We start from the raw sequence: 19,920 nt of genomic DNA, 5'->3' as shown, positions 1-19,920 counted from the left end.
TGGGGTTAGATCCTCAGTGGACAGGCTGAAATTGGCTGTTTTTTTATCGTTAATGGCTATTTTTAGGGCAAAGTGTCCAGCTTGTCACTCTGATTTTACTCGAAGAGTGTGGCGACAACGCGAGGGTTATGGCAACTCTTCTGCCCCGGCACGAAATGCACCACGCGGCATAATATTGATGGTTTCGTGTAGTTCAGACCACACTAATACCGCCTCACGACTCACTAATTGGCGGCGCACATCTTCGACTTTTTGTGCCAATGAGCGCTCTTGCTCGCCGTAATCGGTGCCTTCACGTAACACAAAGGTTTCAAGCAGATTATCCAGTGTTTCACTATCGACTTGCTGCCAGGGGATAATCATGACTGTTGCTCCAAATAGGGGGAAAGCCAGGCTGGAATACGTTGTTCCAACCACATTTGTGGGTGTTTTAATGAGCCGCCGACAAATCCGACATGGCCGCCATGCTCAGTTAACTGATAATCAATGTTACTTGGTAATTCCTGCCGGTTGGGGATAACGTCGGCCGTCATGAATGGGTCATCATTAGCATGAATGATAAGCAATGGCGTTGTAATTTGCGGTAGCAGTGGCAAAGCGCTGCAACGCCGATAGTAATCCAGTGCATCATTGAAGCCATGTATTTTCGCCGTTATGACATCATCAAACTCTTTGATTCGCCGCAGCCCTTTCAATTGCGCCAGATTCAACGGCAGGCTTCCGGGGTAATGCAACAGCTTACGAGTGGCATTTAACTTGAGCTGATTCAACAAATAGCGCTGATAAACACGTGAGAAACCTTGATCCATTCGATTCGCGCAAGGTTCGAGCATCAGGGGGGCAGAAACCACCACGGCGGCCTCTAATAAACTATCGCGCCCTTGCTGTGCCAGATAGCAAGCTAACATATTGCCCCCCAAAGAGACGCCGACAGCGGCCGTTGGCACCTGACCATAGTTTTCCCGCAGCCAGCGCAGGAAGAAACGCGCATCTTCTGTTTCACCGGAGTGATAAATGCGAGACTTGCGATTAGGTTCTCCACTGCATCCACGAAAATGCATGACTACCCCCAACCACCCTTTGGCTTGCCAAGCGTGCAGTAAACCATGGGCATAAGGGCTGTAAAAATTTCCTTCCAACCCGTGGAATAGCACCACTCTGGGTTTATCGCGCGCCAGCTCAGGATTTTCACTCCAGGCCAGGTCGACAAAGTCCCCATCGGGCAATTCCAGCCGTTGCCAAAACGGCCGCAGTTGCACACGTCGCCTCACAAGCCGTGGCAGCAGTGTTTGAAGGTGTGGGTTGCTGGCACCGGCCAGCGGGCGAAATATTTCATACATATGATGAATGGAAATCATGTCGTTGCTCTTGTGTGATCAATAGCACACTGTTAGCTTCATGGGTATATCGCGCATCATTTTGGGTGAGAGGCACCCGTCTCATGGAACTGAGTTTATTTCTTTCAATGGTAGGTTTTCTCTGGGTTGCTGCAATTACCCCCGGCCCAAACAATATGTTATTAACCTCAGCCGGAGCCAATTTCGGCTTTATGCGGTCTATCTGGTTGATGTTAGGCATTATGTTAGGCATGCAGAGTATGCTGTTACTGGTGGCATTTGGGGTCGGTGGCCTGATTTTGATCTATCCCTCTTTGCACTTAATTCTGAAAATTCTCGGGAGTCTTTATCTACTGTGGCTGGCATGGAAAATTGCCACTTCGGCCTATGAAAAATTAGAAACCAATATTGCACCGCCAAAACCGCTGCGTTTGTATCAGGGATGGTTATTACAGTTTCTTAATCCAAAAGCATGGCTGATGGGATTAGGCTCCGTTGCCAGCTTCAGCATGGCGGGTGTGGCTTATAATCATTCCATCTTAATGATAAGTCTTGGCATGTTTATGGTGAATCTGGTGGCCGGTATTATTTGGCTGGGTTTTGGCTCTTTGATTGGCCGCTTGCTGCGCAGCCGCCGGGCTTGGTTCACATTTAATATCTCGATGGGTTTGCTGACCGCGGCCTGTGTGCTATTGATTTGGCACTAATTAATGATTTTACATTGATTAATCACCGGAGCTAATTGATGGCTTATAACTATTTTCATGTTGATGCATTTATCGGCACAGGATTATCCGGTAATCCGGCCGGGGTGTATTTGCTGAAAAAGCCGCTGTCGACAGAACAAATGCAACGTATTGCCGCTGAGATTAATTTGCCGGAAACCAGTTTTGTCTGGGATGAAGGGGATAAGTCGGCGATTCGGTGGTTTACCCCAGAACGTGAAGTGGATTTATGTGGTCACGGCACTTTGGCGGCGGCGCATGTGATGTTCAATTTGGTGAACCCCGGTTTGCATGATATTTGCTTTCGCAGCGCCAGCGGCGATTTACATGTGAAGCGCGATGCGGATAACTTTGGCCGATTGTCACTGGATTTCCCTGCATTGCCCCCAGAGCAAATCGCGATTTCGGCTGAACTGAAAATCTTGCTCGGTGTGGATATTCAACAGGTATGGCAGGCGAAGTCTCTGCTGGTGGTGCTGGACAATGAGCAGCAGGTTCGCCAGTTACAGCCGGATTTGGTGGCACTGATTGCCTATACTGGCCGGGGTGTGATTGTGACGGCACCGGGTGATGAGGTGGATTTTGTTTCGCGCTATTTCACCTTGAGCAGTAATGAAGATCCGGTTACCGGTTCGGCCCATTGCACATTAATGCCGTATTGGGTGGCGCGATTGGGCAGGGCATCGCTCCATGCTCGCCAGATCTCCGTGCGAGGCGGAGAGTTATTCTGCACGTTAGCGGGAGATCGCACTTTTATTTCCGGTGAATCCCGCATTTTCCTCAAAGGCGAAATATCCCTTTAGTTAACTGTTTGTTGCAGATAAGGATTCAGTTCTTAGCGGATTTGTTATTTCCTAAAGGAATAAAGAATAATTTTTTATTCCTTTTGCCATGTTACTCCTTCAGGTATCACTGTCATCTCAGCGCCCCGAGTGTGCTGAGGGTCGCAATAATAGCGAATGACACTGTTAACTGAGCGGAGTGAACCCATGGCGACAACCTTTTCTTCTGTGAATCTTGCCAGCGCAGCACACGGCTTTTTGCGATCCGGTGGGGCACTGCTGGCCCTGTCATTGGTGATGGCCAATGCACACGCGGTTGATGTGACCGTCGCCTACCAAACCTCTGCCGAGCCGGCCAAGGTCGCCCAAGCGGATAACAGCTTTGCTAAGCTTTCCGGTGCCAATGTGGACTGGCGCAAATTTGATAGCGGCTCCAGTGTCGTCAGGGCACTGGCTTCGGGTGATGTGCAGATTGGTAACATCGGCTCCAGCCCATTAGCGGTTGCCGCCAGCCAGAATGTCCCGATTGAAGTGTTTTTACTGGCCTCCCAGCTGGGTAGCTCTGAAGCATTAGTCGTCAAAAAAGAGATCAAAACTCCTCAGGATTTAATCGGTAAACGCATTGCGGTGCCGTTTATCTCCACCACGCATTACAGCTTACTGGCTGCCCTAAAGCATTGGGACATCAAGCCGGATCAGGTCACTATTGTGAACTTACAACCCCCCGCTATCGCGGCGGCCTGGCAACGTGGTGATATTGACGGCGCGTATGTTTGGGCGCCCGCTGTTAACGAATTAGCCAAAACCGGCACTGTCCTGACTGATTCCGCGCAAGTAGGGCAATGGGGCGCACCAACACTGGATGTTTGGGTGGTACGCAAAGATTTTGCCCAAGCGCATCCTGAAGTGGTGACGGCCTTTGCCCGCAGTGCTCTGGCTGCTCAAGGGGCTTATCTGGCACAACCTGAACAATGGCTTAAAAACCCACAGCATCTGAGCCAGCTTGCGCGCTTAAGTGGGGTGCCGGCCGAGCAGGTGCCGGAATTGGTAAAAGGCAATACTTACCTGCCGGTTGCTGACCAGATAACCCAGTTGGGCCAGCCGGTGGATCAAGCTATCCGTGATACCGCAGCATTCCTGAAAGAGCAGGGCAAGATCCCGCAGGTCGCCAGTGATTATCGTGATTTTGTTACTGACCGCTTTGTGAAAGACGTTCAGGCCGCGCCGCAGTCCTAGGAGACATCATGCTAAACGTCAGCGGCCTGTGGGCTGAATATCAGGGCAAACCGGCCTTACAGGATGTGTCATTGCAAATCGCATCCGGACAGTTGGTCGTGGTATTGGGGCCATCAGGTTGCGGCAAAACCACTTTGCTAAATTTAATTGCAGGATTTATGGAGCCTTCAGCTGGCAGCATCACTCTGGATAATATTCCGGTTCACGGCCCCAGCGCCGAGCGGGGAGTGGTGTTCCAGCATGAGGGTTTACTGCCGTGGCGCGATGTGGTCAGTAATGTCGAGTTTGGCCTGCAACTGGCCGGGTTAAGCAAGCAACAGCGGCGGGCAACTGCACTGAAAATGCTTAATCGGGTGGGATTGGCCGGTTTTGAACATCATTTTATTTGGCAGCTCTCCGGAGGGATGCGCCAGCGAGTGGGGATTGCTCGTGCGCTGGCCGTGGACCCGCGTTTATTACTGCTCGATGAGCCGTTCGGCGCACTGGATGCTTTTACCCGCGAACAGATGCAAGAGTTGTTGCTGACTATCTGGCGCGATACTGGCAAACAAATTCTATTGATTACCCACGATATTGAAGAGGCGGTATTCCTGGCCAGCGAACTGCTGTTGCTGTCGCCGGGGCCGGGTCAGGTCGTGGAGCGGTTATCACTGAACTTTGGCCAGCGCTATGCCGATGGCGAAGCTTGCCGCAGCATTAAGTCTGACCCTGAATTTATCGCCCGCCGCGAATATGTGCTGGGTAAAGTCTTCCAACAGCGGGAGGCCCTGATATGAGCCTGCACAGTACATTACGTAACGGCAATTTACGCCCGCAAGTGGCCCCCGTGCTGGCGTCAGATACCGCGCGCACCGCGACGAAAAAGATAACCCGCCGATCACCGGCTAAAGGGTTATGGCTCAGCATCGCCACACTGGTGAGTGTGGTGGCGCTCTGGTGGGCTATCACGGCTCTCCAGCTTATCAGCCCACTATTTCTACCCGCGCCACAGCAGGTTTTGCAGCAGTTACTGGTGATTGCCAGCCCGCAGGGGTTTATGGATGCCACGCTATGGCAGCATTTGGCGGCCAGTTTAGGGCGGATTTTAATTGCGCTGTTAGCGGCTGTCGCACTTGGTGTCCCCACTGGGATTGCCATGGGGCTGAGTAGCACGGTGCGCGGCGTGCTGGACCCGCTTATTGAAATTTATCGGCCGGTGCCGCCTTTGGCCTATTTACCATTGATGGTCATTTGGTTCGGTATCGGCGAAACCTCAAAAATCCTGTTGATTTATCTGGCAATATTCGCACCGATAACCTTGGCTGCGGTGGCGGGAGTGCGCAGTGTCGCACAGGTGCGAGTGAGAGCTGCCCGGGCATTGGGGGCCAGCCGTTGGCAGGTTTTATGGTTTGTCATCCTGCCCAGCGCATTACCGGAAATCCTAACCGGTGTTCGCATTGGTTTGGGTGTCGGTTGGTCGACACTGGTGGCTGCTGAGTTAATTGCCGCCACTCGGGGATTGGGCTTTATGGTGCAATCTGCCGGTGAGTTTCTGGCGACCGATGTCGTGATTGCGGGCATCAGTGTGATTGCCATCATCGCTTTTGGTATGGAATTAAGTTTACGGGCGATTCAACGCCGGTTAACGCCTTGGTATGGAGCACAACAATGAATGAACGTTTAGTCGTGACCCCGTTGGGGCCGTATATTGGCGCGCTGGTTGAGAACATTAATATCGCCCGCCCATTGGGAGACAGTCAGTTTGAGCAGCTTTATCATGCGCTGCTCAAACATCAGGTGCTGTTTTTCCGCAATCAGCCGATTACGCCCTTACAGCAGCGCGATTTAGCCGGGCGCTTTGGCGATTTACACATTCACCCGGTTTATCCTCATGCTAAAGAGTGCGAAGAAATTATTGTGTTGGACACTCACGATAATAATCCGCCGGATAATGATAACTGGCACACCGATGTCACCTTTATCGAGAACCCGCCGTTAGGCGCGATACTGGCGGCCAAGCACTTGCCGACAACGGGGGGCGATACCTTGTGGAGCAGTGGAATTGCGGCTTATGACGCACTTTCAGCGCCGTTTAAGCAGCTATTGGCGGGGTTACGGGCCGAGCACGATTTCACCCATTCTTTCCCCGAGCATAAACACCGCGCGACACCGGAAGATCATCAGCGCTGGTTGCTGGCAAAAGAGAAGAATCCTCCGCTGCTCCATCCGGTGGTGCGGACTCATCCGGTGAGTGGGCGTCAGGCATTATTTGTTAATGAAGGGTTTACCACCAGAATCGTTGATTTGAATGATAAAGAGAGTGATGCCTTACTGCGTTTTCTGTTTGCGCACACCACCAAACCTGAGTTCCAGGTGCGCTGGCGCTGGCAGGAGAATGACGTGGCTATCTGGGATAACCGCGTCACTCAACACTATGCCAATGCAGATTATCTCCCGCAGCGGCGGATTATGCACCGGGCGACGATTTTGGGGGATAAACCGGTGTTTCGACCTTAATGGGCTTGGGCAGCATCCAAACTAACGGCAATGATTACGCCCATTTAGCTCTCTTCTTTTTTGATCAATAGTGTGCGGGCGGCGGTTTCGACGGCCTCGACGGTGATATCGTCGACTTGCAGCCCCTCATGCAACAAAATGTGGCGCGTTAGCGGATACCAGCGCAGATATTTCTCTGGTCGGGATTCAAACAACGCCACCACTGGGATTTGCAGTGCGGAGCTGATATGTATCGGCGCACTGTCGGCTGAAATGACCACGTCCAGTTGGCTTGCTGCGGCCACAAATTCATCGACAGAAGGGGTTAATAAAGACTGCCCTTTGATACTCGCCAGCTGTTGTTCACTCGGGGGATCATTGGGGTCATAGAGAATCACTATCTCAGCCTGGTCGCTGAGTTTTAGCGCCAACTGCTGCCACTTTTCCCAACTCCAACGCCGTTGCGGGGCTTTGTTAGAGACAAACAAACCAACCCGTGGCCGGTCGCTTTTACCTAACTCTGTCTGCCATTTTGCCTGTAATTCGGGGTCAGGATAGATATGTAACTTGAGCGTATTGATATCCACTGAGTTTAATTCGGGCAGCAGTGCAAAACCGGAGAGCGCTTCGTGGCGTATAGGCCGGTTAATCACATGGTCAGGATTGCGGTCATCAAACTCACTGGCTGGGGTGTGCCAGCGGCTATCAACCACATTAAGTTGTTTAGCAAACTGAATACTATTTTTATTCATGCCGCCATTAGGAATAATCAGCAAATCAAAGCGCAAACGGCGTAATTGCCAAATCAGGGCTAAGCGGTCAAGAAGCCCCTTAAGCCTGCCAGGTTGTTGATTTCGTTCACATTGCTTGCTGTAAACGTAAGTGTGTACTGTGCTGACATCAGGATTACGTGCCAGTGCTGCCCGATTATATTTGTTAGCTAATACATGAATCTCAGCCGAGGGCCAGCGCTGTTTTAGTGCATGTAATAAAGCAGTGGTGCATATCATATCGCCAAGGAAATCAATTCGAATGACCAAAATGCGCTGCATCTATACTTCTTCCCAGAAATAGTTTTATAGCTTATTAGACATTAAAATCTGCTGAGTAATAACAAAAATAAGCGCTAATTTAATATCTATTTATCTGATAGACACTTTCACCGCGCATAGCACACGAAAGTCAGTGTGCAGTGCGGTGCTTAAGCTTAATTAAGTCGGATGAAAAACCGGTTACCCCGCGTCAAATTGCTTGGTGATGTTCTCCACCTGCTCTTGGGCATCCAACCAATGCATTTCAGTGTCTTCCAGCTTGGATTTAACTTGCGTCTGCTGCTGTAGACATTGGGTCAGGTCGGCCTTGCGAGTGATGTCGTACAGTGTGGAATCAGCGAGTTGCTCTTCAATTGCTGCTAATTCGGCACTTAACTTATCCATTTGTTTTTCCAGCGTCATAATTTGCTTGCGCAAAGGTTGAGTCTGGCTGCGGAACTCAGCATCACGGCGCTTTTGATCTTTGCGTTGTTGTGCGCTGTTGCCGGATAACTCTTTGGCCGGATTATCCTGCTGGCTTTGTTGGCGCTGTAAATCGACCAAAAATTGCTGATAATCTTCCAGATCACCATCAAATTGCTCTACTTTGCCATCATGTACCAGATAGAGGTCATCGGTAGTCGAACGCAATAAGTGGCGGTCATGTGAAACCACCACCAATGCGCCCTCGAAATCAATCAGGGCTTCGGTCAGTGCCTGACGCATATCAAGGTCTAAATGGTTGGTCGGTTCATCAAGCAGCAATAGGTTAGGGCGCTGCCAGATAATCAGTGCCAGCACCAAACGCGCCTTCTCACCACCGGAGAAACGGGCCGTTGGGTCGGTCACCTGATCGCCCTGAAAACCATAACCCCCGAGATAATCGCGTAGCTGTTGCTCCGGCTCCTTGGGGGCCAGTCGGCTCATATGCTGTAGTGGAGATTCATCTGCTCGTAAGAATTCAAGCTGATGCTGGGCGAAGTAACCCAGTTTAATGCCTTTGGATAGACCAATTTCGCCGCTTTGCGGCTCCAGTGTTCCGGCCAACAATTTAATCAGGGTGGATTTACCCGCCCCATTACGGCCTAACAAACCAATGCGCGAGCCAGGTACCAGATTGAGTTTTATAGACTCTAAAACAGTGCGATCGCCATAGCCAGCACTGACTTTATCCATCCGTAACAACGGGTCAGGGAGGCTTTCTGGTGTACGGAAACTGAAGTGGAATGGGTTATCCACATGGGCTGGGGCAATCAGCTCCATCCGCTCAAGCATTTTAATGCGGCTTTGGGCCTGCTTGGCTTTCGTCGCTTGGGCGCGGAAGCGGTCAATGTAACTTTGCAGATGCGCGACTTTCTCTTGTTGATGCTGATACATTGACTGTTGCTGTGACAGCTTGGTAGCGCGCTGGCGTTCGAAGGATGAATAGTTACCGGTATATTCATTCAGCGTCTGCTGTTCAATATGTAAAATTTTATCAATAATAGGATCAAGGAAATCGCGGTCATGGGAAATTAGCACCAGTGTACCGGTGTAGCTTTTCAGCCATTTTTCCAACCAGATGACGGCATCCAAATCCAAGTGGTTAGTCGGCTCATCCAGTAACAGTAAATCAGAGCGGCAAACCAGTGCTTGTGCCAGGTTAAGGCGCATCCGCCAGCCACCTGAAAATGAACGCACTGGTTGCTGTAATTGATCTTGAGAAAAGCCCAGCCCGTGTAGCAAACTGGCGGCACGAGATTGAATGGTCCATGCGTGGATGGCATCGAGCTTGCCGTGTACCGTGGCAATGGCATGACCATCATTTTTTTCATTGGCGGCCTGAAGTTCGGCCTCCAATTGGCGATATTCGCGGTCGCCGTCGATAACATACTCTATCGCCGGCACATCCAGTGCAGGGGTTTCTTGGTTTACCCAAGCCAGTGCCCAATTACCAGGAAACGTGACATTGCCGCCATCGGCGCTCAGTTCGCCTTTGAGTAACGCCAGCAGAGTGGATTTACCACAGCCGTTTTTACCAACCAGCCCGACTTTTTGTCCAGGGTTAATCGTTGCCGTTGCATTATCCAGCAATACACGAGTACCACGTCGAATTTGTAGCGAGGAAAAAACAATCATAGAGTGCCGTATGTTTAGAGTATGTTAAATTATTATCCCCGTGGTTCTTGCCGCTACCTACTGGCAACGCCAATGACTGTGGGTACAAATCTTAGTCTTTTTTGGTCTTTGCGAAGCATGGTAACGGAAAAACCGGACCCTGACGACGCTTTGGAGGGGAATGATGTCGCAGCTACCGAAGGTTTTGCTGTTGTATGCCCATCCGGAATCACAAGACTCGGTGGCAAATCGGGTTTTACTGCAACCGGTGCAGCAATTAGAACATGTCACTGTGCACGATCTTTATGCACATTATCCGGATTTCTTTATTGATATTCACCATGAGCAGCAGTTGCTGCGCGAACATCAAATTATCGTCTTTCAGCACCCTCTCTATACCTACAGTTGCCCGGCTTTACTAAAAGAATGGCTGGATCGTGTTCTGGCGCGTGGCTTTGCCAATGGTGTGGGCGGTCATGCACTGACCGGTAAATACTGGCGTTCGGTGATTACCACGGGTGAACCGGAAGGTGCTTATCGGACAGGGGGATATAACCGTTATCCGATGGAAGATATTCTGCGGCCTTTCGAATTGACAGCAGCTATGTGCCATATGCATTGGATGAATCCGATGGTTATTTACTGGGCGCGGCGTCAAAAGCCGGAAGTTTTAGCCAGCCATGCACAAGCTTATGCGCAGTGGTTGCAGTCACCGCTACCGACGGGAGGGTACTGAATATGGAAGGCTCGGCGCTACTGACCGCGATTTTATTATTTTTATTTGCCGCTGTGGTGGCGGTTCCCATTGCCCAACGCTTGGGTATCGGCGCGGTATTGGGCTATTTGATAGCGGGTATTGCCATTGGCCCTTGGGGGTTGGGGTTTATTCGTGATGTTGACGAAATACTCCATTTTTCAGAGTTGGGTGTTGTTTTCCTGATGTTTATCATTGGTTTGGAGTTAAATCCGGCCAAGCTTTGGCAATTGCGCCGCTCGATTTTTGGTGTCGGTGCCGGTCAGGTGGTGATAACGGCGGCGGTGCTGGGAGCATTGCTCTATTTCACCCAATTCGCCTGGCAGGCGGCGCTTATCGGCGGTGTCGGTCTGGCGATGTCCTCAACGGCCATGGCATTGCAATTAATGCGGGAAAAGGGCATGAACCGCAACGAAGGCGGCCAGCTCGGTTTCTCCGTCTTGCTGTTCCAGGATATGGCGGTTATTCCAGCATTGGCCCTGATTCCTATTTTGGCTGGCGGCGGCGGTGGTGCTAATGACTGGGTTAAGATTGGAGTCAAGGTCGCGGCTTTTGCTGGCATGCTGATTGGGGGCCGGTATTTGCTGCGCCCGCTGTTTCGCTACATTGTGGCCTCTGGCGTGCGGGAAGTCTTTACTGCCGCGGCTTTGCTTGTGGTTTTAGGTTCTGCGCTGTTTATGGATGCCCTGGGTTTGTCGATGGCATTAGGGACATTTATTGCGGGCATCTTACTGGCCGAAAGTGAATTCCAGCATGAATTGGAAATCGCCATCGAACCCTTTAAAGGGTTGTTACTTGGGTTGTTTTTCATCTCGGTCGGGATGGCCTTGAACCTCGGTGTCCTGTTCACTCATCTGTTGGATGTGCTGCTAGGTGTTCTGGTGCTGGTCTTTATCAAAGGCACCGTGCTGTATGGTTTAGCGCGGACATTTGGCTTGCGTCGTTCGGTGCGGTTGCAATTTGCTGGAGTGCTAAGTCAGGGCGGTGAGTTCGCTTTTGTGCTGTTCTCGGCGGCATTTTCTCAGCACGTTTTAGATGCTGAACAACTGGCACTGCTGCTGGTGGTGGTCACACTCTCAATGATGACAACCCCGTTACTGATGCAGGGGATTGACCGTATTTTGGTTCGCCGTTACAACGCACAAGAAGAAAGTGATGAAAAACCGTTTGTTGAAGACAATGACCCGCAGGTGATTATTGTTGGTTTTGGGCGCTTTGGTCAGGTGATTGGCCGCTTACTGATGGCGAACAAAATGCGCATTACCGTGTTGGAGCGCGATGTCAGTGCTGTCAGTGTTATGCGCAAATATGGCTATAAAGTTTACTATGGTGATGCCACTGAGCTAGAACTGCTGCGGGCCGCTGGGGCAGAAAAAGCCAAAGCTATCGTGATTACCTGTAATGAGCCGGAAGACACCATGACTTTGGTGCATTTGTGCCAGCAACATTTCCCCAATCTGCACATTTTGGCCCGTGCCAGAGGGCGCGTTGAAGCACATGAGTTACTGCAAAACGGTGTTAAAGATTTTACTCGCGAAACCTTTTCCAGTGCGCTGGAACTGGGGCGCAAAACATTGCTGGGGTTAGGTATGCATCCGCATCAGGCCTACCGGGCGCAACAACATTTCCGTCGTCTTGATATGCGAATGTTACGTGAATTGGTGCCACAGCATCATGGTGATGTCGCGCAAATTTCCAGAGTTAAAGAAGCCCGCCGTGAACTGGAAGATATTTTCCAACGAGAAATGCTGCATGAAAGTCGGCAGTTAGATGGCTGGGATGAATACGAATAATGCCGGAGAAAACGATGACAACGACGTCAAATAGCAAGACGAAAACACGTAAAAGATTCATTGCTGGAGCAGTTTGTCCACAATGTAAAGCATTGGATACTCTGGCTTTATGGCGTGAAGATCACGTTGAAGTGGTGGAGTGCGTGAAGTGCGGTCACCATCAGCGTCAGACGGATGAGCAGGTTAATAAACACGTTCGGCCGCATGAACAAGTGATCGGTATTTTCCATCCGGAGTAGCGTTATCCTTCGCGATTTTTTATGCTGGTGAGTACAGCGGTGCAGATTTCCGCTACAATCTGTGCCAATTTTTGTTCCAAGGGTAGGAGATATCATGAAAGTAGCAAAAGACTTGGTGGTCAGCCTGGCTTACCAGGTACGTACAGAAGACGGTGTTTTAGTTGATGAGTCTCCGGTGAGCGCGCCGTTGGACTACCTGCACGGACACGGTTCCCTGATCGCTGGTTTGGAAAAAGCGCTCGAAGGCCACGAAGCTGGTGACAGCTTTGATGTGCGTGTGAATGCTGACGAAGGTTACGGCAGCTATGATGAAAATCTGGTGCAGCGCGTACCGAAAGACGTCTTCATGGGTGTTGACGAGTTGGAAGTCGGCATGCGTTTCCTGGCAGATACTGATCAAGGTCCAGTGCCGGTCGAAATCACTGCTGTTGAAGACGAGCATGTTGTGGTTGACGGCAACCATATGTTGGCAGGCCAGGATTTGAACTTCCACGTTGAAGTGGTTGCAATCCGTGAAGCAACAGAAGAAGAACTGCAGCATGGCCACGTACATGGTGAGCATGATCATCACCATGAACACGGTGACGGTTGCTGCGGCGGCCACGGCCATGATGAAGGTGAGCACGGTCATGAGCACGGTAAAGGCGGTTGTGGTAAAGGCGGCGGCTGCGGCTGTCACTAAAATCTGACATTGCTCAGTCAAAAGCCAGCCTTGCGGCTGGCTTTTTGCTATCTGCGCTACGGTATCTTAACCGCTGGCGTTAATAGTGCGGAGGCGGTGTCTCTTCTGCTGGCGAGGCCATCATTGAAGACTGAGATTCTCGCAGTTTATCGGTCAATAAACGCAGATGCTCCCGCAGTTTGGTCATTTCCATCTGGTGCTCCGTCACGATCAAATTGAGTTCTTCAATCGTCACCTCCTGAAATGCCAGACGGCTTTCTAGCATTTCCAGCCGTTGTTCAAACAGGGATTGTTCCATTTTAGTTACCTCTCATGACTGCAAACCATGCCCTTAGGCCACTTTCTATCCGGTAATAATAGGCTATCCGGTGATAATAGGGGATAAGGCAGGGAGGATTGATTCTACCTGTAAAACTCCATGATTACCCCGCGAGGGTCAAGATATCGATAAAACGAAACTTCTTGTAGTAAAAAAAGTCTTAATATCACTTAATAGCATTAGCATAGAGATTGTTTTGTGTTCGCACAGACAGTTATAGTACAAGTTACACTTATAATCGTTGCTTGGGGTAAGTGTCCTTAAGCCAATGGAGAAATGGATGAAATCACTGTTTAAAGTAACGCTACTGGCTACGACCATGGCGCTGACCCTGAATACCTCTGCTACTTTTGCTGCTGAAACAGCTAAAACTGCTGACGCGGCAGCAACGACAAATAGCGCATTTAAGAATGATGACCAGCAATCAGCGTATGCATTAGGTGCTTCCTTAGGGCGTTACATGGATAACTCCCTGAAAGAGCAAGAAAAGTTGGGCATTAAGCTGGATAAAGACCAGTTGATCGCCGGTGTTCAGGATGCTTTTGCCAGCAAAAGTAAACTGACTGACGAAGAAATCGAAAAAACTTTGCAAGGTTTTGAAGCGCGCGTAAAAGCTTCTGCTCAGGCCAAAATGGAGCAGGATGCTAAAGAAAACGCCGATAAAGGCGCTAAGTACCGCGAAACCTTCGCAAAAGAAAAAGATGTGAAGAAAACTGAATCTGGCTTGCTGTACAAAGTAGAGAAAGCCGGTGCAGGTGATGCGCCAAAAGACAGCGACACCGTCGTCGTTAACTACAAAGGGACACTGACCGACGGCACTGAGTTTGATAACTCTTACAAACGTGGCGAGCCGCTGTCTTTCCGTCTTGATGGTGTTATCCCAGGCTGGACCGAAGGCCTGAAACAAATCAAGAAAGGCGGCAAGATAACTCTGGTTATCCCACCAGAACTGGCTTACGGCAAAACTGGCGTCCCAGGCATCCCTGCAAACTCTACTCTGGTATTTGATGTTGAGTTATTGGATGTGAAAGCCGCGCCTAAAGCTGATGCTCAAGAAGCACAACCTGCTGCTGCGGATACAAAAGCTAAGAAGTAATTTAGCGTATTGGTTGTCGTAGAGTAGTGCCCGGTGATACTCATAACCGTCGCGATAATTGTCGTGGCGGTTTTTTTTGCGGTATATCAATTCGCACTTCTGCTCGTTGATAACTTGACGATTTATAGCTTGTGGGCTTAACGTCAATATCACGCGCGAACGCAAGGATTTTATCTCGGCATATTTGCTAGACTTAAAATTCAAGATATTGAGTTATGAGTCTGCCAACGATATTGAGACAGGCTTTACGTAGAGGATGGTGTCTTCGATGTCTAATTCGCTTCTCAGTAGCGAAACCAGTGAACTGGATTTACTGGATGAACGTCCGTTCAGTCAGACGGACCATGAAATACTCAAATCATATGAAGCTATCGTTGATGGTTTGGCGATGCTTATTGGCAACCACTGTGAGATTGTCCTGCATTCACTGGAAGACCTGAAAAGCTCTGCGGTAAGAATTGCGAATGGTGAACATACCGGCCGGCAGATTGGTTCCCCAATAACAGATCTGGCCCTGCGGATGCTGCACGACATGGCGGGCGCTGACAGCAGTGTTTCAAAAGCTTATTTCACGAGAGCCAAAAGCGGCGTGCTGATGAAATCAGTCACTATCGCTATCCGTAACCGCGACCAGCGCGTCATTGGTTTGCTGTGCATCAACATGAATCTGGATGTACCTTTCTCACAAATTATTCAGACGTTTATGCCGCCGGAAACACAAGAAGTTCCTTCCTCAGTAAACTTTGCCTCATCAGTTGATGACTTGGTGGCGCAGACATTGGAGTTCACCATTGAGGAAGTGAATGCCGACCGCAATGTTTCTAACAATGCTAAGAACCGTCAGGTTGTTCTCAATCTGTATGAGAAAGGTATTTTTGATATCAAAGATGCCATTAATCAGGTCGCTGAACGGCTAAATATTTCTAAACACACTGTTTATCTCTACATTCGCCAATTCAAAAGTGGCGATTTTGTCGGGCATGATCGTTAATGTCAGGTGTGAATATGGCGAACTATTGCCTGCTGGTTACGGGGCCAGCTTACGGCACTCAGCAGGCCAGTAGTGCCTATCAGTTTGCACAAGCTCTGATAAACGCCGGTCATAATTTGGTTAGTGTTTTCTTCTATCGCGAAGGTGTTTTGAATGCTAACCAATTAACGGCCCCTGCTAATGATGAATTTGACTTAGTTCGTGCATGGCAACAATTGGCGAGCGAACATGCTGTTACATTGAATGTCTGTGTGGCGGCGGCATTGCGTCGTGGTGTTACTGACCAACATGAAGCCGAACAACTCAATTTGGCGGCAGCAAATCTGCAACCCGGTTTTACGTTGAGTGGGTTGGGGGCGCTGGCAGAGGCGGCCTTAACCTGTGACCGTATGGTGCAATTTTAATGGCAATAAAACGCGTCGCATTTGTTTTCACCCAAGGCCCTCATGGTAATTCGGCAGGGCGCGAGGGGCTGGATGCTTTGCTGGCAACATCAGCACTGAGTGAAAACTTGGGCGTATTCTTCCTTTCCGATGGCGTATTACAATTGCTTCCACAGCAGCAGCCAGAAAAAATTCTCGCCAGAAACTATATTGCTACTTTCGGTGTCTTACCGCTGTACGATGTCGAGAATTTTTATATTTGTGAAGCCTCATTGCAGCAGCGCGGATTGAGTGAAGTGACGGATTGGATACTTGATGTCGAGGTATTATCTCCGGTAAATTTGCGCAGCCAATTGGCAAATTATGATGTTGTGCTGACTTTTTAATGAGATTTGGGTAGCCATAATGCTGTTTACCGTCAGTCATTCACCTTATCACTGTGATTTATCTGCATTGCTGAAATTGGTCACATCTGAAGATGAGATTTTATTTCTGCAAGATGGAGTGATGGCTGTTTTGAAAAACAGCGAAAGTCTTAACTTATTGTTAAATAACCCAGCTTCGCTATTTGTCTTGGAAGATGATGTTATTGCGCGCGGTTTATGTGGTCAAATTTCAGACAGCGCGATGCTAATCGGCTATACTCACTTCGTGGATTTGACCCTAAAACATCAGCAACAACTGGCATGGTAATGCAGTCAATGCTGTATATTTCTTGACACCTTAGATAGTCAGCCATAAAATTCTGCGTCCTCGTTCTCTGCCAGTAGTGCAAACGAGGGGGATTTATCACGTGTTTACGAAGCAAAAAACCAGGAGCTTTTTTAATAATGGCAACGATTAACCAGCTGGTTCGCAAGCCACGCAGCATGAAGGTTGCTAAAAGCAACGTTCCTGCTCTGGAAGCATGCCCGCAGAAACGTGGTGTATGTACCCGCGTATATACAACCACTCCAAAAAAACCTAACTCCGCACTGCGTAAAGTTTGCCGTGTGCGTTTAACTAACGGTTTTGAAGTCACCTCCTACATCGGCGGTGAAGGTCATAACCTTCAGGAACACTCCGTGATCCTGATCCGTGGCGGTCGTGTTAAAGACTTGCCAGGTGTGCGTTACCACACCGTTCGCGGCGCGCTTGACTGCTCAGGTGTTAAAGACCGTAAGCAATCACGTTCTAAGTACGGCGTGAAGAAGCCAAAGGCTTAATGGTTCTCCGTTAAGTAAGGCCAAACATTTTCACATTAATGTCAAAATAAACTCTTAGAGTTTTGGACAACCCTGAATTAACAACGGAGTATTTCCATGCCACGTCGTCGTGTAATTGGCCAGCGTAAAATTTTACCAGATCCTAAGTTCGGATCCGAATTGCTGGCTAAATTTGTAAATATCCTGATGGTAGATGGTAAAAAATCTACTGCAGAAGCAATCGTCTATACCGCGCTGGAGACCCTGGCTCAGCGTTCTGGTAAAGATTTTCTGGAAGCTTTCGAAGTAGCTCTGGACAACGTGCGCCCGACTGTCGAAGTTAAGTCTCGCCGCGTTGGTGGTTCTACTTATCAGGTACCAGTTGAAGTTCGCCCGGTTCGTCGTAATGCCTTGGCAATGCGTTGGATCGTTGATGCTGCTCGTAAACGCGGTGATAAATCCATGGCTTTGCGCTTGGCGAATGAACTGTCTGACGCAGCAGAGAACAAAGGTTCTGCTGTTAAGAAACGTGAAGACGTTCACCGTATGGCCGAAGCTAACAAGGCGTTCGCGCACTACCGCTGGTAATCACCACGCAGTAGTCATGCTAACCATGCGGGCGCTTTTAATAGCCAACCCGCATGGGTTAACCGAATGAACGCCCTAGGAATAGAGGAATCAAATGGCTCGTAAAACACCCATTGAGCGCTATCGTAATATCGGTATCAGCGCTCACATCGACGCCGGTAAGACAACCACTACCGAACGTATCCTGTTTTACACCGGTGTAAACCATAAAATCGGTGAAGTTCATGACGGCGCAGCCACCATGGACTGGATGGAACAGGAGCAGGAGCGTGGTATTACCATTACTTCTGCGGCTACTACCTGCTTCTGGTCTGGTATGGCTAAACAGTACGAACCACATCACGTCAATATCATTGACACCCCAGGGCACGTTGACTTCACTATCGAAGTAGAACGTTCCATGCGTGTTCTTGATGGTGCGGTAATGGTTTACTGTGCAGTTGGTGGTGTTCAGCCACAGTCTGAGACCGTATGGCGTCAGGCTAACAAATATAAAGTTCCACGCATTGCGTTCGTTAACAAAATGGACCGCATGGGTGCTAACTTCCTGAAAGTTGTTGGTCAGATTAAATCTCGTCTGGGCGCGAATCCAGTTCCATTGCAACTGGCAATCGGCGCGGAAGAGAAATTCACCGGTATTATCGACCTGGTGAAAATGAAAGCGATCAACTGGAACGAAGCTGATCAGGGCGTGACCTTCGAATACGAAGAGATCCCGGCTGATATGGCTGAACTGGCTGCTGAATGGCACCAGAATCTGGTTGAATCTGCTGCAGAAGCGTCAGATGAGCTGATGGATAAATATTTGGGCGGCGAAGAGCTGACTGAAGAAGAAATCAAGAAAGCTTTGCGTCAACGTGTTCTGCGCAACGAAGTCATCTTGGTTACCTGTGGTTCTGCGTTTAAGAACAAAGGCGTACAGGCAATGCTGGATGCAGTTATCGACTATCTGCCAGCACCAACTGACGTTGAAGCAATCAACGGTATTTTGGACGACGGTAAAGATACTCCGGCTGTTCGTCACTCAGACGACAAAGAGCCGTTCTCTGCACTGGCGTTCAAAATTGCTACCGACCCGTTTGTGGGTAACCTGACGTTCTTCCGTGTGTACTCTGGCGTTGTTAACTCCGGTGACACCGTGTTGAACTCAGTACGTTCACAGCGTGAGCGTCTGGGCCGTATCGTTCAGATGCACGCAAACAAACGTGAAGAGATCAAAGAAGTTCGTGCAGGCGACATCGCAGCAGCGATTGGTCTGAAAGACGTGACGACTGGTGACACCTTGTGTGACCCAGCTAATCCGATCATCTTGGAACGTATGGAGTTCCCAGAGCCAGTAATCTCTGTTGCCGTTGAACCAAAAACCAAAGCCGACCAAGAAAAAATGGGTATGGCTCTGGGTCGTCTGGCAAAAGAAGATCCATCATTCCGCGTTTGGACTGACGAAGAATCTGGTCAGACTATCATCGCTGGTATGGGTGAGCTGCACTTGGATATCCTGGTTGACCGTATGCGCCGCGAATTTAACGTGGAAGCAAACGTCGGTAAACCTCAGGTTGCATACCGTGAAACTATCCGCGACACCGTTAAGGATGTCGAAGGTAAGCACGCTAAGCAATCAGGCGGTCGTGGTCAGTACGGTCATGTTGTTATCGACATGTCTCCGTTACCACCGGGTGGCGCTGGGTATGAATTCGTCAACGAAATCGTTGGTGGTTCTATTCCTAAAGAGTTCATCCCTGCTGTTGATAAAGGTATCCAGGAACAACTGAAAGCCGGTCCTCTGGCTGGTTACCCAGTTGTTGACGTTAAAATCCGTCTGCACTACGGTTCTTACCATGACGTTGACTCCTCAGAATTGGCGTTTAAATTAGCCGGTTCTATCGCCTTTAAAGAAGGGTTCAAACGAGCTAAACCAGTTCTGCTTGAGCCAATCATGAAGGTTGAAGTCGAAACCCCTGAAGATTACATGGGTGACGTAATGGGCGACCTTAACCGTCGTCGTGGTATCATCGAAGGTATGGAAGATACTGCTACCGGTAAAACCGTTCGCGTCAAGGTTCCGTTGTCTGAAATGTTCGGTTATGCTACTGACCTGCGTTCTCAGACTCAGGGCCGTGCTTCTTACTCCATGGAATTCCTGGAGTATGCTGAAGCACCTAGTAACGTCGCTAAAGCCGTTATCGAAGCCCGTGGCAAATAAGCTTT

Annotated in this window: 23 protein-coding genes; 18 read left to right on the top strand and 5 right to left on the bottom strand. The window is 49.5% G+C overall.

The features are described from left to right. Nucleotides 1-126: 126 nt before the first annotated feature. Both F0T03_RS20205 and F0T03_RS20200 read right to left on the bottom strand, forming a co-directional pair. Nucleotides 127-363, bottom strand: coding sequence for a YheU family protein (locus F0T03_RS20205; RefSeq protein ID WP_159680287.1), 237 nt, complete (start codon nucleotides 361-363; stop codon nucleotides 127-129). Then, nucleotides 360-1,340: a hydrolase gene (locus tag F0T03_RS20200; protein ID WP_159681028.1), complete on the bottom strand. Its 981-nt coding sequence runs from the start codon at nucleotides 1,338-1,340 to the stop codon at nucleotides 360-362. Before F0T03_RS20200 ends, F0T03_RS20205 begins: the two co-directional genes overlap by 4 nt. Before the next feature lie 101 nt (nucleotides 1,341-1,441). Between F0T03_RS20200 and F0T03_RS20195 the strand changes: the two genes are divergently transcribed. The 6 genes from F0T03_RS20195 to tauD all read left to right on the top strand — a co-directional run bounded on the left by F0T03_RS20195 (nucleotide 1,442) and on the right by tauD (nucleotide 6,576). Further along, on the top strand, nucleotides 1,442-2,044 hold the full coding sequence (locus F0T03_RS20195; protein ID WP_145555444.1) for a LysE family translocator: 603 nt from the start codon (nucleotides 1,442-1,444) through the stop codon (nucleotides 2,042-2,044). Between the two features lie 38 nt (nucleotides 2,045-2,082). Further along, complete coding sequence (locus tag F0T03_RS20190) at nucleotides 2,083-2,865, top strand: PhzF family phenazine biosynthesis protein (RefSeq protein ID WP_159680283.1); 783 nt, start codon at nucleotides 2,083-2,085, stop codon at nucleotides 2,863-2,865. A 186-nt stretch (nucleotides 2,866-3,051) separates the two neighbouring features. Continuing rightward, nucleotides 3,052-4,080, top strand: coding sequence for a taurine ABC transporter substrate-binding protein (gene tauA / locus F0T03_RS20185; protein ID WP_162526992.1), 1,029 nt, complete (start codon nucleotides 3,052-3,054; stop codon nucleotides 4,078-4,080). A gap of 8 nt (nucleotides 4,081-4,088) precedes the next feature. Continuing rightward, a complete protein-coding gene (gene tauB / locus F0T03_RS20180; RefSeq protein WP_159680279.1) occupies nucleotides 4,089-4,856 on the top strand; it encodes a taurine ABC transporter ATP-binding subunit in 768 nt (255 codons plus the stop codon). Between the two features lie 89 nt (nucleotides 4,857-4,945). Continuing rightward, the gene (gene tauC, locus F0T03_RS20175) at nucleotides 4,946-5,731 is read left to right on the top strand and encodes a taurine ABC transporter permease TauC (RefSeq protein WP_425511056.1); all 786 of its coding nucleotides are present in this window, start codon (nucleotides 4,946-4,948) and stop codon (nucleotides 5,729-5,731) included. Further along, a complete protein-coding gene (tauD, locus tag F0T03_RS20170) occupies nucleotides 5,728-6,576 on the top strand; it encodes a taurine dioxygenase (protein WP_159680274.1) in 849 nt (282 codons plus the stop codon). The genes tauC and tauD overlap by 4 nt, the downstream gene beginning before the upstream one ends. A 44-nt stretch (nucleotides 6,577-6,620) precedes the next feature. On the opposite strand, the gene F0T03_RS20165 is transcribed toward tauD, so the two are convergent. Continuing rightward, nucleotides 6,621-7,607, bottom strand: coding sequence for a glycosyltransferase family 9 protein (locus F0T03_RS20165; protein ID WP_159680269.1), 987 nt, complete (start codon nucleotides 7,605-7,607; stop codon nucleotides 6,621-6,623). Between the two features lie 180 nt (nucleotides 7,608-7,787). Next, nucleotides 7,788-9,704 (bottom strand): ABC transporter ATP-binding protein, encoded by a 1,917-nt coding sequence (locus tag F0T03_RS20160; RefSeq protein ID WP_159680264.1) that lies wholly within the window; start codon nucleotides 9,702-9,704, stop codon nucleotides 7,788-7,790. Nucleotides 9,705-9,867: 163 nt separating this feature from the next. Here F0T03_RS20160 and kefG point away from each other — a divergent pair, with 163 nt between their 5' ends. The 4 genes from kefG (at nucleotide 9,868) to slyD (ending at nucleotide 13,151) form a co-directional block, all read left to right on the top strand. Beyond that, nucleotides 9,868-10,419 (top strand): glutathione-regulated potassium-efflux system ancillary protein KefG, encoded by a 552-nt coding sequence (gene kefG / locus F0T03_RS20155; RefSeq protein ID WP_162527063.1) that lies wholly within the window; start codon nucleotides 9,868-9,870, stop codon nucleotides 10,417-10,419. A 2-nt stretch (nucleotides 10,420-10,421) separates the two neighbouring features. Next, entirely contained in the window at nucleotides 10,422-12,230 is a 1,809-nt protein-coding gene (gene kefB, locus F0T03_RS20150; RefSeq protein ID WP_159680261.1) for a glutathione-regulated potassium-efflux system protein KefB, read from the top strand. A 14-nt stretch (nucleotides 12,231-12,244) separates the two neighbouring features. Further along, nucleotides 12,245-12,469 carry a YheV family putative zinc ribbon protein gene (locus F0T03_RS20145; protein WP_145555453.1) on the top strand — a complete coding sequence of 75 codons (225 nt, stop codon included), beginning with the start codon at nucleotides 12,245-12,247 and terminating at the stop codon, nucleotides 12,467-12,469. A gap of 94 nt (nucleotides 12,470-12,563) precedes the next feature. Next, nucleotides 12,564-13,151 (top strand): peptidylprolyl isomerase, encoded by a 588-nt coding sequence (gene slyD, locus F0T03_RS20140; RefSeq protein ID WP_004709267.1) that lies wholly within the window; start codon nucleotides 12,564-12,566, stop codon nucleotides 13,149-13,151. Between the two features lie 79 nt (nucleotides 13,152-13,230). Here the strand turns inward: slyD and F0T03_RS20135 are convergent, their stop codons facing one another. Further along, nucleotides 13,231-13,449, bottom strand: a complete 219-nt coding sequence (locus F0T03_RS20135; protein ID WP_005186209.1) for a protein SlyX — start codon at nucleotides 13,447-13,449, stop codon at nucleotides 13,231-13,233. A gap of 301 nt (nucleotides 13,450-13,750) precedes the next feature. On the opposite strand from F0T03_RS20135, the gene fkpA reads away from it, so the two are divergent. From fkpA to fusA, 8 genes are all read left to right on the top strand, one after another. After that, complete coding sequence (gene fkpA / locus F0T03_RS20130) at nucleotides 13,751-14,566, top strand: FKBP-type peptidyl-prolyl cis-trans isomerase (protein WP_159680257.1); 816 nt, start codon at nucleotides 13,751-13,753, stop codon at nucleotides 14,564-14,566. 268 nt (nucleotides 14,567-14,834) lie between these two features. Beyond that, a complete protein-coding gene (locus F0T03_RS20125) occupies nucleotides 14,835-15,557 on the top strand; it encodes a helix-turn-helix transcriptional regulator (RefSeq protein ID WP_162526991.1) in 723 nt (240 codons plus the stop codon). A gap of 14 nt (nucleotides 15,558-15,571) precedes the next feature. Then, nucleotides 15,572-15,961 carry a sulfurtransferase complex subunit TusD gene (gene tusD / locus F0T03_RS20120; RefSeq protein WP_162526990.1) on the top strand — a complete coding sequence of 130 codons (390 nt, stop codon included), beginning with the start codon at nucleotides 15,572-15,574 and terminating at the stop codon, nucleotides 15,959-15,961. Then, nucleotides 15,961-16,326 carry a sulfurtransferase complex subunit TusC gene (tusC, locus tag F0T03_RS20115; protein ID WP_159680255.1) on the top strand — a complete coding sequence of 122 codons (366 nt, stop codon included), beginning with the start codon at nucleotides 15,961-15,963 and terminating at the stop codon, nucleotides 16,324-16,326. Before tusD ends, tusC begins: the two co-directional genes overlap by 1 nt. A 19-nt stretch (nucleotides 16,327-16,345) precedes the next feature. Continuing rightward, nucleotides 16,346-16,633: a sulfurtransferase complex subunit TusB gene (tusB, locus tag F0T03_RS20110; RefSeq protein ID WP_145555458.1), complete on the top strand. Its 288-nt coding sequence runs from the start codon at nucleotides 16,346-16,348 to the stop codon at nucleotides 16,631-16,633. Between the two features lie 137 nt (nucleotides 16,634-16,770). Then, complete coding sequence (rpsL, locus tag F0T03_RS20105; protein ID WP_002212323.1) at nucleotides 16,771-17,145, top strand: 30S ribosomal protein S12; 375 nt, start codon at nucleotides 16,771-16,773, stop codon at nucleotides 17,143-17,145. Nucleotides 17,146-17,241: 96 nt separating this feature from the next. Further along, nucleotides 17,242-17,712 (top strand): 30S ribosomal protein S7, encoded by a 471-nt coding sequence (gene rpsG / locus F0T03_RS20100; RefSeq protein ID WP_002212324.1) that lies wholly within the window; start codon nucleotides 17,242-17,244, stop codon nucleotides 17,710-17,712. Nucleotides 17,713-17,806: 94 nt separating this feature from the next. Next, the gene (gene fusA / locus F0T03_RS20095; RefSeq protein WP_145555459.1) at nucleotides 17,807-19,915 is read left to right on the top strand and encodes an elongation factor G; all 2,109 of its coding nucleotides are present in this window, start codon (nucleotides 17,807-17,809) and stop codon (nucleotides 19,913-19,915) included. The last annotated feature ends 5 nt before the right edge of the window (nucleotides 19,916-19,920 follow it).

The sequence above is a fragment of the Yersinia canariae genome (genome assembly GCF_009831415.1).
In the GTDB taxonomy this organism is placed as follows: Bacteria; Pseudomonadota; Gammaproteobacteria; order Enterobacterales; family Enterobacteriaceae; genus Yersinia; species Yersinia canariae.
Note: the sequence above shows the minus strand (reverse complement) of the source record. Positions and strands in the feature narration are given on the sequence as shown.